15 protein-coding genes are annotated in these 16,879 nt (G+C 61.0%); 13 read left to right on the top strand and 2 right to left on the bottom strand.

All coding sequences use genetic code 11. The features are described from left to right. Nucleotides 1–106: 106 nt before the first annotated feature. The gene (locus tag HJB89_RS25555; protein WP_221132599.1) at nt 107–1,063 is read right to left on the bottom strand and encodes a LysR family transcriptional regulator; all 957 of its coding nucleotides are present in this window, start codon (nt 1,061–1,063) and stop codon (nt 107–109) included. A gap of 261 nt (nt 1,064–1,324) precedes the next feature. Between HJB89_RS25555 and HJB89_RS25560 the strand changes: the two genes are divergently transcribed. Further along, nucleotides 1,325–1,939, top strand: coding sequence for a GntR family transcriptional regulator (locus tag HJB89_RS25560; RefSeq protein ID WP_207584202.1), 615 nt, complete (start codon nt 1,325–1,327; stop codon nt 1,937–1,939). A 49-nt stretch (nt 1,940–1,988) separates the two neighbouring features. On the opposite strand, the gene HJB89_RS25565 is transcribed toward HJB89_RS25560, so the two are convergent. Continuing rightward, nucleotides 1,989–2,801, bottom strand: a complete 813-nt coding sequence (locus HJB89_RS25565) for a ferredoxin--NADP reductase (protein WP_003539571.1) — start codon at nt 2,799–2,801, stop codon at nt 1,989–1,991. Nucleotides 2,802–3,150: 349 nt separating this feature from the next. Here HJB89_RS25565 and pcsA point away from each other — a divergent pair, with 349 nt between their 5' ends. The 12 genes from pcsA to glmU all read left to right on the top strand — a co-directional run bounded on the left by pcsA (nt 3,151) and on the right by glmU (nt 16,798). Beyond that, a complete protein-coding gene (gene pcsA, locus HJB89_RS25570; RefSeq protein ID WP_221150718.1) occupies nt 3,151–3,879 on the top strand; it encodes a phosphatidylcholine synthase in 729 nt (242 codons plus the stop codon). A gap of 10 nt (nt 3,880–3,889) precedes the next feature. Continuing rightward, the gene (locus HJB89_RS25575) at nt 3,890–4,870 is read left to right on the top strand and encodes a quinone oxidoreductase (RefSeq protein WP_221115960.1); all 981 of its coding nucleotides are present in this window, start codon (nt 3,890–3,892) and stop codon (nt 4,868–4,870) included. 39 nt (nt 4,871–4,909) lie between these two features. After that, nucleotides 4,910–6,478: an ABC transporter ATP-binding protein gene (locus HJB89_RS25580; protein ID WP_207584205.1), complete on the top strand. Its 1,569-nt coding sequence runs from the start codon at nt 4,910–4,912 to the stop codon at nt 6,476–6,478. A gap of 33 nt (nt 6,479–6,511) precedes the next feature. Next, entirely contained in the window at nt 6,512–7,597 is a 1,086-nt protein-coding gene (locus HJB89_RS25585) for an ABC transporter permease (protein ID WP_207584206.1), read from the top strand. Beyond that, nucleotides 7,594–8,514 (top strand): ABC transporter permease, encoded by a 921-nt coding sequence (locus HJB89_RS25590; RefSeq protein ID WP_207584207.1) that lies wholly within the window; start codon nt 7,594–7,596, stop codon nt 8,512–8,514. The genes HJB89_RS25585 and HJB89_RS25590 overlap by 4 nt, the downstream gene beginning before the upstream one ends. A gap of 53 nt (nt 8,515–8,567) precedes the next feature. Beyond that, nucleotides 8,568–9,644: a BMP family ABC transporter substrate-binding protein gene (locus HJB89_RS25595; RefSeq protein ID WP_221115961.1), complete on the top strand. Its 1,077-nt coding sequence runs from the start codon at nt 8,568–8,570 to the stop codon at nt 9,642–9,644. A 143-nt stretch (nt 9,645–9,787) separates the two neighbouring features. Then, the gene (gene ytfQ, locus HJB89_RS25600; RefSeq protein WP_207584209.1) at nt 9,788–10,750 is read left to right on the top strand and encodes a galactofuranose ABC transporter, galactofuranose-binding protein YtfQ; all 963 of its coding nucleotides are present in this window, start codon (nt 9,788–9,790) and stop codon (nt 10,748–10,750) included. Between the two features lie 221 nt (nt 10,751–10,971). Continuing rightward, entirely contained in the window at nt 10,972–12,495 is a 1,524-nt protein-coding gene (ytfR, locus tag HJB89_RS25605) for a galactofuranose ABC transporter, ATP-binding protein YtfR (RefSeq protein WP_207584210.1), read from the top strand. Then, entirely contained in the window at nt 12,492–13,505 is a 1,014-nt protein-coding gene (locus HJB89_RS25610; protein WP_207584211.1) for an ABC transporter permease, read from the top strand. Before ytfR ends, HJB89_RS25610 begins: the two co-directional genes overlap by 4 nt. Continuing rightward, nucleotides 13,502–14,470 (top strand): galactofuranose ABC transporter, permease protein YjfF, encoded by a 969-nt coding sequence (gene yjfF / locus HJB89_RS25615; protein ID WP_207584212.1) that lies wholly within the window; start codon nt 13,502–13,504, stop codon nt 14,468–14,470. The genes HJB89_RS25610 and yjfF overlap by 4 nt, the downstream gene beginning before the upstream one ends. Before the next feature lie 15 nt (nt 14,471–14,485). After that, on the top strand, nt 14,486–15,271 hold the full coding sequence (locus tag HJB89_RS25620; RefSeq protein WP_221115962.1) for a FadR/GntR family transcriptional regulator: 786 nt from the start codon (nt 14,486–14,488) through the stop codon (nt 15,269–15,271). Between the two features lie 165 nt (nt 15,272–15,436). Next, nucleotides 15,437–16,798 carry a bifunctional UDP-N-acetylglucosamine diphosphorylase/glucosamine-1-phosphate N-acetyltransferase GlmU gene (glmU, locus tag HJB89_RS25625; protein WP_207584214.1) on the top strand — a complete coding sequence of 454 codons (1,362 nt, stop codon included), beginning with the start codon at nt 15,437–15,439 and terminating at the stop codon, nt 16,796–16,798. Nucleotides 16,799–16,879 lie beyond the last annotated feature (81 nt).

Genomic DNA, 16,879 nt, shown 5'->3' on the forward strand with positions numbered 1-16,879 from the left:
TTTATGAATGAAATTCATTCGGTGCCGCGGCCGTAATTTCCTCGCATCCATATCTAACGCCGGGCACACAGCCGGATGATGACGCTTGGATGCTTGTCGACGCTCCTCATCGCGCGACGATATTGTTTGCCAGTATGAGTTCGTTTTTTCTGATTTGAGCGGCGTGGTACAATTCGGTTATCAATCGACGCAGCCAGAGTGTTCCCTGATCGGCAGACATCTGCCGATGAGTGACGAGGTTCGTGCTGACTGAGGGAATGGGAATAGGCGGCGACAGGAGTGTCACCTCGCTTGCTTCATCAAGCATTTGAAAAATGCCGTCGCCACAATGCGTGATCAAGTCGGTCCCTCTGAGCACCCAGGGCATCACCAAGTAGTTCGAAATGGTTGCAACGACCTTTCGCCTAAGGCCACGCTCTTTGAGTGCCCCATCCGCCAACCCCTCAGAAAGACCATCGGCGGAAATTTGAAGGTGAGAGGCTGTAAGGTAATCTTCCAAACTCAACGGAACCTTGGCGATTTGGCTGCCACTCCAAACGGCACACAGCATCCTGTCCTGTCCAAGCTCGGTTTTTGTCAGGTTGGGGTCGTCTTTCAGACTTGCGCCCGTCAAAGTGCAGTCGACCTGGCGGAAATAATCTGCGCTTTCGGCTTCGGCGCGGTTCGCAGGGATGACATTCAGGGTGGCGTGTGGCGCCTGTCTGGAGAATTCCCGGATGAGACCCGGGAGGAAAATCATCGCATGATAGTCGGTGAGCCCCACGCGGAACTTTCGTTCGGTCGTTGCCGGGTCGAACAGTTTATATCGTCCGATCGACGTGCGAATTTTTCCGAGGGCATCAGATATGCCCCCGATAAGCTCTAATGCGCGCGGCGTTGGCCTCATCAATCCGCCGTCGCGGGTAAAAAGCTCGTCCTTGAAAATGATGCGAAGCTTGGCGAGCGAGTGACTGACCGCGGATTGGGTCCGGCCCAGATGATCGGCAGCGCTCGTCACGCTCCGCTCTTGCATCAGGACATCGAATACGCGCAGAAGATTGAGATCAACGTCGTCAGAAGACATTCCAGACTCCATGAAACTGCCTCATGGCTTCCATCGAAGCATTTCGTCTCGCGCATGACAATCGTCGGGTGCGGGACGTCGATATCTCATAGCGAGTTCGATGGCACTGAACGCTGAAGGGATAGGCTTCCACGAAGCCATCCTTCATGGGCACTTAGCCTTGAGACGGGTGGTTAACATGTTGTCGGCATGATGATATATCAGATGACCGCGCCGGATGCGGCACGCACATAAGATATATCAGTGGCATTGGACTCCAGCATGCAGACGTCACAGAGCCATCTAGCTTATCTCGCGCTCGAGCATCTGATCGTCACGCTGGCGCTGAAGCCCGGGGCGCTGGTTACCGAAAAACAGCTAATCGATATGGCGGGCCATGGGCGTACGCCGGTGCGCGAGGCGATCCAGAAGCTTGCCTGGCAGGGGCTGATCCTGGTGAAGCCGCGCGTCGGGCTGCAGGTGGCCGAGATCGCGCCGGAGGACCATGGCAATGTCATGCAGGTGCGCCGCGAGCTGGAGCCGATCGCAGCTAGCCTCGTTGCCGAACATGCAACCGACGAGCAGCGTGAACGCCTCATCGACTGCGCGCGTGCGATGGAGGAATGCGCCGTCACCGGCGATCTCGCCGGCTTCTTCGCCGCCGACAAGGCTTTCGACGAAATCCTTGAGGAGGCCTGCCCGAACGGCTTCATCATGGCAGCGCTCGGCCCGGTGCAGACGCATTCACGTCGCCTCTGGTATTCGACGGCAAGCCCGGAGCGCATGGATCGCGCCATCGCGCTGCATGTCGCCGTCATCCGCGCCATCCATCAGGGCAATCAGGATGAGGCGCGCGCCGCGATGGCGGTGCTGATCGACTATCTCGCCCAGACATAGAAACGGCCCCGTTTCCGGAGCCGCTGTCAGATCTGATTGTCGGAAAACGTCAGCCGACGAAAGCGCGTTCGATGACGAATTCGGCGGGCTTGCTGTTGGCGCCTTCATCGAGGCCGGCCTTTTCGAGCAGTTCCTTGGTATCCTTCAGCATCGCCGAGGAACCGCAGATCATGCCGCGGTCGATCACCGGGTCGAGCGGCGGCACGCCGAGATCGGTAAACAGCTTGCCGGAGGAGATCAGGTCGGTGATGCGGCCGCGATATTCGAAATCCTCGCGCGTGACCGTCGGATAATGCCGCAGCTTGTCGCCGACGACTTCCTTCAGCAACTCGTCGTTCTGGATCTCGTGCACCAAGTCGAAGCCGTATTTCAGCTCGGCGACATCGCGTGTCGTGTGGGTGAGGATGACTTCCTCGAACTTCTCATAGGTCTCGGGATCGCGGATCAGGCTGGCGAAAGGCGCAATGCCCGTTCCCGTCGAGAACATGTAGAGACGGCGGCCAGGGGTCAACGCATCGAGCACCAGCGTGCCGGTGGGCTTCTTGCGCATCAGTACCTGGTCGCCCGGCTTGATTGCCTGCAGATGCGAGGTGAGCGGGCCGTCCGGCACCTTGATCGAGAAGAATTCAAGCTCTTCGGCCCAGGCTGGGCTGGCGATCGAATAGGCGCGGAATACCGGCTTGCCCTCGACCATCAGGCCGATCATCGCGAATTCGCCGGAACGGAAACGGAAGCCCTGCGGCCGGGTCATCGTGAAGCGGAAGAGCCGGTCGGTATAGTGCGTGACATCGAGCACCGTCTCGGCATAGACGCCGGCGGGGATGGACAAGGCGAAGTCTTCGGTCTTTGCAGGCGCGTTCATTGCGGTAGCGGATCCCGTATTCGTCGGATGAACTGTCGGATGCGAGCGAGATATTACAAATCGCGCCCGAATTAAAGGTATTCCATTCCACGCACCACTCCTGAAGGGAAATATGCATGCCATTGTCAGGATTCAATGGCTCGCGGGCAATGTCGTATTTCCCGCTGGCGAAGCCCGGCAAAGGATGCATATTAGGGCGGCGCGCCTGATATCGATGCCGGTTTTCGGCAAAAACGGTGCGACAACAAAGACCTACGGCGTCGGGACCCGATTCAGGAAGAGGGGTCCGGTGATAGTTGGCGAAAAAAGATGCTTGCCGGGGCGAGCGCGATAGGGCGGTCGGGGGAATATGAAGATTTTCAAGTACAAGCGTGTTCCTTACGCGGAGATGCGCGCCTTTTCCGTCCATATCCTGACGGCCTCCGGCTCCTTCCTTGCCTTTCTCGGCGTCGTTGCCGCCGCCGAGCACCGCTTCATCGACATGTTCTGGTGGCTGGGCCTTGCCCTTCTCGTCGACGGCATAGACGGGCCGATCGCCCGCAAGGTGCGCGTCAAGGAAGTGCTGCCGAACTGGTCTGGCGATACGCTCGACAATATCATCGACTACGTCACCTATGTGCTGCTGCCGGCTTTCGCGCTCTATCAGAGCGGCATGATCGGCGAGCCCTGGTCCTTCGTCGCCGCCGGCATGATCGTCATCTCAAGCGCCATTTACTATGCCGATATGGGCATGAAGACCGAGGAGTACTTCTTCTCCGGCTTCCCTGTCGTCTGGAACATGATCGTTTTCACGCTGTTCGTCATCGATGCCAGCGCGACGATGGCGCTCGCCGTCGTCATCGTTTCGGTGGTGCTGACCTTCCTGCCGATCAATTTCCTGCACCCGGTCCGCGTCAAAAGGCTGCGCCCGCTCAATCTCGGCGTCTTCTTCCTGTGGTCGGCGCTGGGCATCTTTTCGCTGCTGATGCACTTCGACACACCCGAATGGGCGCTCATTCTCTTCATCGTGACCGGGCTCTATCTTTACGTCATCGGTGCGGTGCTGCAATTCTTCCCCGCTCTCGGACGCGAAGCATAGGACAAGCCAGATGACCAAAACGCAGGCGGTTTCATTCTCGAGGACGGGCGGGCCGGAGGTTTTCGACTATGTCGAGCTCGACCTCCCGCCGCCCTCAGTCGGTGAGGTGCAGATCGGCCAAGCGGCGGTCGGCCTCAATTTCATCGATGTCTATTTCCGCAACGGCTCCTACAAGGTGCCGCATCTACCCTTCGTCACCGGCAAGGAGGGCGCCGGCACCGTGACATCGGTCGGCCCCGGCGTTACGGATTTCAAGCTCGGTGACCGTGTCGCCTATGCCAGCGCCGACGGCGCCTATAGCGCTGAGCGCAATATCGAGACGCGCCATCTGGTGCATGTGCCTGACGGCATCGAGCTCGAAACCGCGGCGGCGATGATGTTGAAGGGCATGACTGCCGAATATCTGCTGAACCGCACCTTCAAGGTCGGCCCTGAGACAGTGCTGTTGTTTCATGCCGCAGCAGGCGGCGTCGGGCTGATCGCCGGCCAATGGGCAAAGGCGCTCGGCGCTACCGTCATCGGCACGGCGGGCTCCGAAGACAAGGTCCAGCTGGCGCTCGCCCATGGCTACGACCATGTGATCAACTACAAGAGCGAGGACTTCGCCGTCCGCGTCCGCGAGATCACCGCCGGCAAAGGCGTCGATGTCGTCTACGATTCGATCGGCCGGGATACTTTTCCACAGTCGCTCGATTGCCTGAAGCCGCGCGGCCTTTTTGCCTCCTTCGGCCAATCCTCCGGGCCGATCGAGAATTTCACCCTGGCGATGCTGGCGCAGAAGGGGTCGCTGTTTGCGACGCGGCCGACGCTATTCACCTACATCGCCGCGCGCCAGGAATTGATCGACAGTGCAAAGGCGCTATTTGATGTTGTGCAAAGCAACAAAGTGCGTATCAATATCAATCAAACCTATCCGTTACGTGAGGTTGGGCAGGCTCACGCGGATCTGGAAACAAGAAAAACAACAGGAACGACGCTGCTGATTCCATGAGATCCGAACGGACCGGTTGGCAGAAGAAATGAGGGGAACGTGTCGCCATTGAATGTGCCGGAGTCCGGTGCGTTATTATCCGTCCAGAAGCTGACGAAGTTCTTCGGTGGCTTTGCAGCCTGCAATGAAATCGATCTCGATATCGCGCCGGGCGAAATTCATGCGCTTCTCGGCGAAAATGGCGCCGGCAAATCCACGCTGGTGAAGATGCTGTTCGGCGTACTGGAGCCGACGGACGGGCATATCCTCTGGCAGGGCAAGCAGGTCTCGATCACCTCGCCGGGTGAAGCCCGCAAGCTCGGCATCGGCATGGTCTTCCAGCATTTTTCGCTGTTCGAGGCGCTGACGGTTGCCGAAAACATCGCGCTCTCGCTCGATGACGCCATCCCGATCGACAGGATCGCCGAGGAGGCGAGGGCACTGTCGCAGGCTTACGGCCTGCCGCTCGATCCGCACGCCCATGTTGCCGATCTCTCGGTCGGCGAGCGCCAGCGCATCGAGATCGTCCGTGCGCTGCTGCAAAATCCGAAGCTGATCATTCTCGATGAGCCGACCTCGGTGCTGACGCCGCAGGAGGCCGACAGGCTGTTCGAGACGCTGTTCAAGCTGCGCGCCGAGGGCCGTTCGGTTCTCTATATCAGCCACCGCCTGGAAGAGGTGCAGCGCATCTGCGACCGCGCCACCGTGCTGCGCCATGGCCGCGTCACCGGTGCCTGCGATCCGAAGCAGGAAACGCCCGCCTCGCTCGCCCGCATGATGGTCGGCAGCGAGGTGGCGACTGTCACCCATCCGGAGTGCAGCGACAAGGGCGAGGTGCAGCTTGCCGTTGCCAACCTTTCCGTCGCCGCCCGCACGCCTTTCGCCATGCCGCTGCGTGACGTCTCGATGACGGTCCGCGCTGGCGAAATCCTCGCCATTGCCGGTGTCGCCGGCAACGGCCAGAGCGAGCTCTTCGATGCGCTGTCCGGCGAATATCCGGTCGCGTCGCCCGACGCAATCATCATCCGTAAAAGGCCGGTCGGCACCCAGGGCATCACCGCTCGCCGCCTGCTCGGCGCCGGCTTCGTGCCGGAGGAGCGTCACGGCCATGCCGCCGTTTCCGCCATGAAACTGTCGGACAATCTGGTGCTCGCCCGCAGCCAGTCGGACCGCAAGGCGTTTCTCGGCCTGCTCGGCATCATCCGCCATGGAGCGGTGAAATCTGCCGCGCGGCGGATTTCCGAGGCCATGGATGTCCGCAAGAGCGGCGATGATCCGGCCGCCGGCTCCTTGTCCGGCGGAAATCTGCAAAAGTTCATCGTCGGCCGCGAGCTCGACCGCCAGCCGGCGGTGCTCGTCGTCAACCAGCCGACCTGGGGCGTCGATGCGGGTGCTGCTAGCCGCATCCGCCAGGCATTGGTCGATCTGGCCAGAAGCGGTTCGGCGGTTGTCGTCATCAGCCAGGATCTCGACGAGATCTTCGAAGTGGCGACCGATATCGCCGTCATCTGCGAAGGCCGCCTTTCCAGCCCGGCTGCGGCCGGCGAGCTGACGCGCGAAAAGATCGGCCTGCTGATGGGTGGCCTGCACCAGAGCGGCAATGCCCCGGAGGCGCGCCATGCGCATTGAAGAGGCGCCCCATGCGCATTGAAGAGGCAGCCCATGCGCATTGAACTCGAAAAACGCCCCGACATCTCGAAGCTCTACGCTTTCGTCTCGCCGCTGCTGGCCCTTGTGCTGACTCTGATCTTCGGCGCCATCATGTTCGCAATGCTCGGCAAGGACCCTGTGGAGGCGCTGAACGCCTTCTTCGTCGAGCCGCTGCTCGAGGTCTGGTCGCTGCACGAACTGGCGATCAAGGCAGCACCCCTCATCCTGATCGCCGTCGGCCTGGCCGTCTGCTATCGCTCGAACAACTGGAATATCGGCGCCGAAGGCCAGTTCACCATCGGCGCCATCACCGGCTCCTATCTGCCGATCGTCTTTTACGATTGGCATTCGCCGCTGGTGCTGCCGCTGATGCTCATCCTCGGTGCGCTCGGCGGTGCGCTTTTCGCCGCCATTCCGGCGCTGCTGAAAGCGCATTTCAACACCAATGAGATCCTGACATCGCTGATGCTGGTTTATATCGCCCAGCTCTTCCTCGATTGGCTCATTCGCGGCGCCTGGCGCGATCCGAAGGGCTTCAACTTCCCGGTCTCGCGCGATTTCGCCCCTGAGGCGGTGCTGCCGGCGATCTGGGAAGAATCGGGCCGGGCGCATTGGGCCTTTATCTTCGCCATAGTCGCGGCCATCGGCGTCTGGTTCATGCTGCGTTATACGCTGAAAGGCTTCGAGATCGTCGTGCTCGGCCAATCGGAGCGGGCAGGGCGCTTTGCCGGCTTCTCGTCGAAGAAGATGATCTGGTTCAGCTTTCTGTTTTCGGGCGCTCTTGCCGGCCTTGCCGGGATAGCCGAGGTCTCCGGCTCGATCGGCCACCTGCAGCCGGCGATCTCGCCGGGCTACGGCTTCACCGCCATCATCGTCGCCTTTCTCGGCCGCCTCAATCCGCTCGGCATCATCGCCTCCGGCCTGGTGCTGGCGCTGACCTATCTCGGCGGCGAGGCGGCACAGCTGTCGCTCGGGGTCTCCGACAAGGTCACCCGCGTCTTCCAGGGGCTGTTGCTGTTCTTCGTGCTGTCCTGCGATACGCTGATCTATTACAAAATCCGCATTGTCTGGTCGCGGCTAAGGGGCGAGGCGGCATGAGCATCTTCGAAGCCATTCTGCTGACGGTCATCACCGCCTCGACGCCGCTCGTCATCGCCGCCCTCGGCGAACTCGTCACCGAGCGTTCCGGCGTGCTCAATCTCGGCGTCGAAGGCATGATGATCATGGGCGCGGTTGCCGCTTTTGCCGGCGCGCAAATGTCGGGCTCGCCCTATGTCGGCATCGTCTGCGGCATTGCGGCAGGCGCGCTTTTCTCTCTTCTCTTCGCCTTCCTGACGCTGACCCTGGTGGCAAACCAGGTGGCGACGGGATTGGCGCTCACCCTTCTCGGCCTCGGCGCCTCCGGCATGCTTGGCGAGGCCTATGTCAGCGTGCCCGGCATCCGGCTGGGAGAGATCGTTATCCCGGGCCTGTCGGATATTCCGGTCATTGGCCACGTTCTCTTCAGGCAGGATCTGGTCTTCTACCTGTCGATTGCGCTTGTCGTCGGTGTCAGCTGGTTCCTGTTCCGCAGCCGCGCCGGGCTGAAGCTGAGAGCGATCGGCGACAGTCACGGTTCGGCCCATGCGCTCGGCATTCAGGTTATCCGCACGCGATATCTGGCGGTGATGTTCGGCGGCGCCTGCGCCGGTCTTGCCGGCGCCCAACTGTCGCTTGTCTACACCCCGCAATGGGCGGAGAACATGTCGGCCGGCCGCGGCTGGATCACGCTGGCGCTGGTGGTGTTCGCCTCCTGGCGGCCGTGGCGGGTTTTTGCCGGCGGCTATCTCTTCGGCGCGGTCACCATCCTGCAGCTGCACGCGCAGGCATTCGGTCTCGGCATTCCCTCGCAGTTCCTCTCGATGCTGCCCTATGCCGCGACTATTGTGGTTCTCATCATCATTTCCCATAATCGGCGCACGACGTTGATCAATACGCCCGCCTCGCTCGGAAAAGCCTTCGTGCCGGAGCGATAAGGCAAGAACACAAAGACGGGTTCCGCAATAACTTCAAACCAACAGGGGTCACCATGAAGAAGTTCGCATTCACACTCGCCGCCTCGGCCGCCGCCGTGATCGGCATCTCGTCCGCCGCAGAGGCTGCTGATAAGACCAAGGTCTGCTTCGTCTATGTCGGTTCGCACACCGATGGCGGCTATTCGCAAGCCCACGATCTCGGCCGCCAGCAGGTCCAGGCCGAGTTCGGCGACAAGATCGACACGCCTTACCTCGAAAACGTACCGGAAGGCCCGGATGCCGAGCGCGCCATCGAGCGCCTTGCCCGTTCCGGCTGCAAGCTGATCTTCACGACGTCCTTCGGCTTCATGGATGCGACCGTCAAGGTCGCCGCCAAGTTCCCGAAGGTCAAGTTCGAGCACGGCACCGGCTACAAGTCCGGCCCCAACCTCGCCACCTACAATTCGCGTTTCTATGAAGGCCGCTACATCCTAGGCCAGATTGCCGCGAAGACCTCGAAGAACCACGGCGCCGCCTACATCGCCTCCTTCCCGATTCCCGAAGTGGTGATGGGCATCAATTCGTTTGAGCAAGGCGCCAAGTCGGTCGATCCGAGCTTCAAGCTGAAGGTCATCTGGGTCAACACCTGGTTCGACCCGGGCAAGGAAGCCGACGCCGCCAAGGCGATGGTCGATCAGGGCGTCGACGTCTTGACCCAGCACACCGATACGACGGCGCCGATGCAGGTTGCCGAAGAACGCGGCATCCACGCCTTCGGTCAGGCGTCCGATATGATCGCAGCCGGTCCCAAGGCGCAGATGACGGCGATTGTCGACACCTGGGGCACCTACTACTCCAAGCGCATCCATGCGCTTCTGGACGGCACCTGGAAGTCCGAGCAGAGCTGGGACGGTCTCAAGGACGGCATCTTGAAGATGGCGCCCTACACCAACATGCCCGACGACGTGAAGAAGATGGCAGAGGAAACCGAAGCCAAGATCAAGTCAGGTGAACTGCATCCCTTCACCGGCCCGATCAACAAGCAGGACGGCACACCCTGGCTGAAGGCCGGCGAAAAGGCCGATGATGGCACGCTGCTCGGCATGAACTTCTATGTCGAAGGAGTCGACGACAAGCTGCCGGCGCAATAAGTCGCCTTCAATTCGCAGTTGCGAAGAGCGCCCCTTGTGGGTGCTCTTTTTTTGCTGCAGTGCATGCCAAGATTCCGATTTACAAAAGTAATACTATATGATTTTTTGACCCTGCGCCGCGAGATGCGGCTTGGGAGGAAATCATGAAATTGAAGACTGCACTTTTGAGTGCCACGATTCTTGCTGCCTGCATGTTCGGTTCGGCTTCGGCCGGCGGACTGACCGTCGGCTTCTCGCAGATCGGCTCGGAATCGGGCTGGCGTGCGGCTGAAACGACCGTTACCAAGGAGCAGGCCAAGAAGCGCGGCATCGATCTGAAGTTTGCCGATGCACAGCAGAAGCAGGAAAACCAGATCAAGGCTTTGCGCTCCTTCATTGCTCAGGGCGTCGATGCCATTCTCATTGCGCCGGTCGTTGAAACCGGCTGGGACGACGTTCTCAAGGAAGCCAAGGAAGCCAAGATTCCGGTCATCCTTCTCGACCGCACCATCAAGGCTCCGGACGATCTCTACCTGACGGCTGTGACCTCCGACCTGGTCCATGAAGGCAAGGTCGCAGGCGACTTCCTGGTCAAGACTGTCGGCGACAAGAAGTGCAACGTCGTCGAGCTGCAGGGCACGACCGGTTCGTCGCCGGCCATCGCCCGCAAGAAGGGCTTCGAAGAGGCTCTCGCCGGTCACGACAATCTCAAGATCGTTCGCAGCCAGACCGGTGACTTCACCCGCACCAAGGGCAAGGAAGTCATGGAAAGCTTCCTGAAGGCCGAGAATGGCGGCAAGGACATCTGCGCACTCTACGCCCATAATGACGACATGGCCGTCGGCGCCATCCAGGCGATCAAGGAAGCCGGCCTGAAGCCAGGCAAGGATATCCTCGTCGTCTCCATCGATGCCGTTCCCGATATCTTCAAGGCGATGTCCGAAGGTGAAAGCAATGCCACGGTCGAGCTGACGCCGAACATGGCAGGCCCGGCCTTCGATGCCCTCGATGCCTACCTGAAGGACAAGAAGGCTCCGGCGAAGTGGATCCAGACCGAGTCCAAGCTCTACACCCCTGCCGACGAGCCGATGAAGGTCTACGAACAGAAGAAGGGTCAGGGCTACTGATCTGATTTGACACCGCTGCATAATCCCTGAATCGGGATCGATTTGAGGGTAGAATTATGCAGCATTCAAAGCGCTGCAGCGTCACGCGCCTGAAAAGTCGCGTGACGCTGTAGAACCGCACCGGCCCGTCATGGACCGGTGCGGAACTGCCTTGCCGCCTTGGGACCTCATGTCCGGCCGCGGCGCGGCCTTTGCGGTCAATATCAGGAAAACAGACCCTTATGACTGACGATTTCGAGAACGTTCTCGCGGCTTCCGGAATATCGAAATTTTTTCCCGGCGCAGTGGCGTTGGACAAGGTCGATTTCACGCTGCGCAAGGGCGAGGTGCACGCGCTGCTTGGTGAGAATGGCGCCGGCAAATCGACGCTGATCAAGTGCATCACCGGCGCCTATCATCGTGACGAGGGCAGTCTGACGCTCGACGGCCATGAAATCAATCCGGCCAATACACTCGCCGCCCAGAAGCTTGGCATCGGCACCGTCTACCAGGAGGTCAACCTCCTTACCAATCTGAGCGTCGCCGAAAACCTGTTTCTCGGACGCCAGCCAAGGCGTTTCGGCATGACCGACGTGCGCGCGATGAACCGCAAGGCGCGCGACCTGCTGACCGGCTACGGCGTCGATATCGACGTCACCGCCGAGCTTGGCCGTTTTTCCGTCGCTGTCCAGCAAGTGGTTGCCATCGCCCGCGCCGTCGATCTTTCCGGTAAGGTGCTGATATTGGACGAGCCGACGGCAAGCCTCGACAACCAAGAAGTGGCGCTGCTCTTCCGCATCATCGAGGACCTGAAGAAGCGCGGTCTGGGCATCGTCTTCATCACCCATTTTCTCGAGCAGGTCTATGCGATCAGCGACCGCATCACCGTGCTGCGCAACGGCAAGCTCGTCGGCACCCGCGACGCCGCCGATCTGCCGCGCCAGGGCCTGATTGCCATGATGCTCGGCCGCGAACTGGCTCATGTCGAGGAGACGGTCAGGGAACGCAGCGTTGCGGCCGGCGAAGTCCGATATCGTTTTGCAGGCTACGGCAAACGCGGCAAGGTCAAGCCCTTCGATCTCGACGTGCGCGCCGGTGAGGTGGTCGGCATTGCCGGGTTGCTAGGTTCCGGCCGCACCGAAACCGCCGAACTGCTCTTCGGCATCGAACATGCCGATAGCGGCAGCGCCACGATCGACGGTCAGCCGGTGGCGCTTTCGAGCCCGCGCGCCGCAATCGAAAAAGGTTTTGGCTTCTGCCCCGAGGACCGCAAGACCGACGGCATCGTCGGCGACCTGTCGATCCGGGAGAACATTGCCTTAGCGCTGCAGGCCCGCCGCGGCTGGACGCGGCCGCTGTCGCGCGCCGAGCAGAATGCGCTTGCCGATCGCTATATCAAGGCGCTCGACATTCGCACCACCGATCGCGAAAAACCGATTCGGCTGCTCTCCGGCGGCAATCAGCAGAAGGCGATCCTCGCCCGCTGGCTGGCGACCAATCCCAAGTTTCTGATCCTCGACGAGCCGACCCGCGGCATCGATGTCGGCGCTCACGCCGAGATCATCAAGCTCATCGAACAGCTCTGCGCCGAGGGCATGTCGCTGATCGTGATTTCCTCGGAACTTGAAGAACTTGTCGCCTATAGTTCACGTGTCATCGTACTTCGCGACAGGCAGCATATCGCCGAACTGACAGGCGAGCGCATCACCGCCGCCGGTATCGTCGATGCCATCGCCGCCGCCGAGCACAAGACGGAGCATGCATGAAGTCCTCGCTGAAGACGCTGGCATATCGCCTGGCGCCGCAATTAATCGCGCTCGTTGTCATTCTTCTATTGAATTTCATAACGTCACCGCAGTTTTTTAATGTTGTGGTTCAAAATGGCCGCCTCTATGGCAGCCTGATCGACGTCCTGAACCGCGGCGCGCCGGTGGCGCTGTTGGCGATCGGCATGACGCTGGTGATTGCCACCAAGGGCATTGATCTATCGGTCGGAGCCGTCGTCGCCATCTGCGGCGCCGTCGCCGCCTCGTCGATTGTCGCTGGAAATTCAGTTGCCTACACCGTCATCCTGACGCTTGCGATCGGCATTGCCTGCGGCGTCTGGAACGGTTTCCTCGTGGCAGTCCTCAATATCCAGCCGATCATCGCCACGCTGGTGCTGATGGTCGCCGGCCGTGGCATCGCCCAGCTCATCACCGAAGGCGCTATCCTGACCTTCAACGATGACGGCCTGACCTTCTTCGGCAGCGGTTCCATGGCCCTGCTGCCGATGCCTGTTGTCATCTGGCTGCTCGTCGGCCTGCTCGTCATCCTGCTCGTCCGCCGCACGGCGCTCGGCATGCTGATCGAGGCCGTCGGCATCAATCGCCGCGCCAGCACGCTCTCCGGCATCCAAACGCCGGTACTGCTGATGGCGGTCTACATGCTGAGCGGGCTCTGCGCATCGATTGCAGGCATCATCGTCGCCGCCGACATCAAGGGCGCCGACGCCAACAATGCCGGCCTCTGGCTCGAACTCGACGCCATCCTCGCCGTCGTCGTCGGCGGCAATTCGCTGCTCGGCGGCCGCTTCAGCATTCTCGGATCGCTGATCGGCGCGATGATCATCCAGGCGGTGAATACCGGCATTCTGTCCTCCGGATTCCCGCCTGAATTCAACCTGATCATCAAGGCCGTCATCATTATCGTCATCCTCGTCATCCAGTCGCCGGCGGTGCAATCGCTCGCCATCTTCGCCAGCCGCCGGCAGAGCGGCAGGGAGCAGCCGAAATGAACTCCAAATACCTGCCGCTGCTTGCGACCATCGTCATTTTCGTGCTCGCTTATGCCGGTTGCACGCTGCAATATCCGAACATGCTGTCGACGCGCGTCATCGGCAATCTCCTGACCGACAACGCCTTTCTCGGCATCGCCGCCGTCGGCATGACCTTCGTCATCATCTCGGGCGGCATCGATCTGTCGATCGGGTCGGTCATCGCCTTCACCGGCGTCTTCCTTGCGGTGATCCTGCAGAAGACCTCGATCCATCCGCTGCTCGCCTTCGCGCTTGTGCTCGTCATCACGACCGCCTTCGGCGCGGTCATGGGCGCAATCATCCACTATCTCGAAATGCCGGCCTTCATCGTCACGCTCGCCGGCATGTTCCTGGCGCGCGGCATGGCCTTCGTGCTCTCGATCGACAGCATTCCGATCGATCATGAATATTATTCGACGCTGACCAGCCTCTATTATCGTCTGCCTGGAGGCGGCCGGCTGACGCTGATCGGCGGCATCATGCTTCTGGTCTTTGCCGTCGGCATTTTCATCGCCCAGCGCACCCGTTTCGGCACCAATGTCTATGCACTCGGCGGCGGCCCGCAGACGGCGCGGTTGATGGGTGTGCCGGTCGGCCGCACAACAATCCAGATTTATGCGCTGTCCGGCTTTCTGGCAGGCCTTTCCGGGATCGTTTTTTCGCTGTACACCTCTGCCGGATATTCTCTTGCAGCAGTCGGCGTCGAACTCGATGCCATTGCGGCCGTCGTCATCGGGGGGACGCTGCTGACCGGAGGAGCGGGATTCGTGGCGGGAACCTTGATCGGTATCCTGATCCAGGGGCTCATTCAGACCTACATCACCTTCGACGGCACGCTGTCGAGCTGGTGGACCAAGATCCTGATTGGCCTTTTGCTTTTTGCATTCATCCTGATGCAGAAAGCCATCCTGTTCGTTTCCAGTCTGAACAAGAGGTACGCCTGAGGGGAGAGGGATCGCTTGCGCAACAAATTGGACGAGACCCGCAAGACGGGGCGCAGAGCCCGGACGAGCCACGCGCAGGTGGTCGACGAACTCGGCAAGGGTATCGTCGCCGGCACCTATCCTGTCGGCTCGATCCTGCCTGGCGACACCGAACTGGCGCAACGCTTCAAGGTGTCCCGTACCGTCTTGCGTGAGACGATGAAGACGCTTGCCGCCAAGGGCATGGTCGTCGCCAAGGCGCGGGTCGGCACGCGTGTGACCGAGAAGAACCTCTGGAACATGTTCGACAGCGAAATCATCGCCTGGCACTTCGACAATGGTGTGACGGAAGAGTTCCTGCTACAGCTCTACGATATTCGTCTCGCCTTTGAACCCTTCGCCGCCGGTCTTGTCGCCGAACGGGCGAATGCAGAGGATATCGAGACGCTGCGCGGACTGGCGCTCGAGATGGCGGCGAGCGGCCACACTGCCGACAGCCTGGCACTTGCCGACCTTAACTTTCACCTGGCACTCGCCGAGGCCTCGCACAATCCTTTCATGCGCACCTTGGGCAGCCTCATCGAAGCGGCCCTCGTCGGCATGTTCCGCATGAGCACGCCGCCATCCGAAAACGGTTTTGCCAATATCGCCGACACCCATATGCGCATCGTCGACGCGATCGTTTCCGGCGACGGCCTGGCTGCGCGCCGCGCCATGGAACTCGTCATCCTGGATGGCCGCCATCATGTGCACGAGGCCTTCGCTGCCCGCGGTTCGGAGACCGTCATAGTGCCGATTTCTGCCGAAATTTCACACCTGTAGAGACTTTGCTTATCTGAGAGCGCCGCGCGTCTTTTTCGGGCGCGCAAGGGACGTGCAAGACCTTCAATCCACGAAGCCTGCTTTCCGAAAATCGATTCCGATTTCAGAAATTATGCAGTATGAGGCATCAAAGCCGCCTCATGGCACGGATTCGCGGAGCACATCATGGAACGCACTTGTCTTGCCGTCATCCTTGCCGCCGGTGACAGCACGCGGATGAAATCCTCGAAATCGAAGGTGCTGCATCCGGTCGCCGGCCGGCCGATGATTGCGCATGTGGTCGAGGCAGTCGCCTCCGCCGGCATCTCGTCCGTCGCCCTCGTCGTCGGCCGCGATGCCGAGGACGTGGCAAAGGCCGCAAGCATTGGCGGTGTCGGCATCGAATCCTGCCTGCAGAAGGAACGGCTTGGCACCGGCCACGCGGTATTGGCGGCGCGCGAAGCGATTGCCAAGGGTTACGACGATATCCTCGTCACCTATGGCGACGTGCCGCTGCAGACCGACGGCCCCCTCAAGGCCGCCCGCCAAGGCCTTGCCGACGGCAGCGATATCGTCGTCATCGGCTTCCACACCGACCGCCCGACCGGCTACGGCCGTCTGCTCGTCAAGGACGGCGAACTCATCGCCATCCGCGAGGAGAAGGACGCGACCGATGCCGAGCGTACCGTCACCTGGTGCAACAGCGGGCTGATGGCGATCAACGGCCGCAAGGCGCTCGATCTTCTCTCGCGCATCGGCAACGCCAACGCCAAGGGCGAATTCTATCTGACCGATCTCGTCGAGATCGCCCGTTCGCTCGGCGGACGCGTCACCGCTGTCGATGCCCCTGAAATCGAGATGACCGGCTGCAACACCCGGGCCGAACTCGCTGTCATCGAGCGCTTCTGGCAGGAGCGCCGGCGCCACCAAATGATGCTTTCAGGCGTCACCATGATCGCGCCGGAAACGGTCTTCCTCTCCTACGACACCGTCATCGGCCAGGATGCGCTGATCGAGCCGAATGTGGTCTTCGGTCCCGGCGCGGTGATCGACAGTGGCGCCGTCATCCATGCCTTCTCGCATATCGAAGGCGCTCATGTCAGCCAGGGCGCGACCGTCGGCCCCTTCGCGCGGCTGCGGCCGGGCGCCGATCTCGGCATCGGCGCCAAGGTCGGCAATTTCTGCGAGGTCAAGAATGGTCGGATCGGCGAGGGCGCCAAGGTCAATCACCTGACTTATATCGGCGATGCCGTCATCGGCGCCGGCAGCAATATCGGCGCCGGCACGATCACCTGCAATTATGACGGCGTCAACAAGAGCGAGACGGTGATCGGCGAAAACGCCTTCATCGGCTCCAACTCCTCGCTGGTCGCGCCGGTGACGATCGGCGACGGCGCCTATATCGCCTCCGGCAGCGTCATCACCGTCAATGTGCCGGCCGATGCGCTGGCACTCGGCCGTGCCCGCCAGGAGATCAAGCCCGGCCGCGCAACGCTGCTGCGCGAGCGCGCGCTCGCCATCAAGGCGGCGAAGAAGGCGAAGGCTTGAGCCTGCTTTGCGTAACCGGCGGAAATTGAAAGTGACCGCCGAGGTGATTGAGAAATAAGCGGAAATCGTTAGGACTGGCCT

This window comes from Rhizobium sp. NZLR8 (genome assembly GCF_019685025.1).
In the GTDB taxonomy this organism is placed as follows: domain Bacteria; phylum Pseudomonadota; class Alphaproteobacteria; order Rhizobiales; family Rhizobiaceae; genus Rhizobium.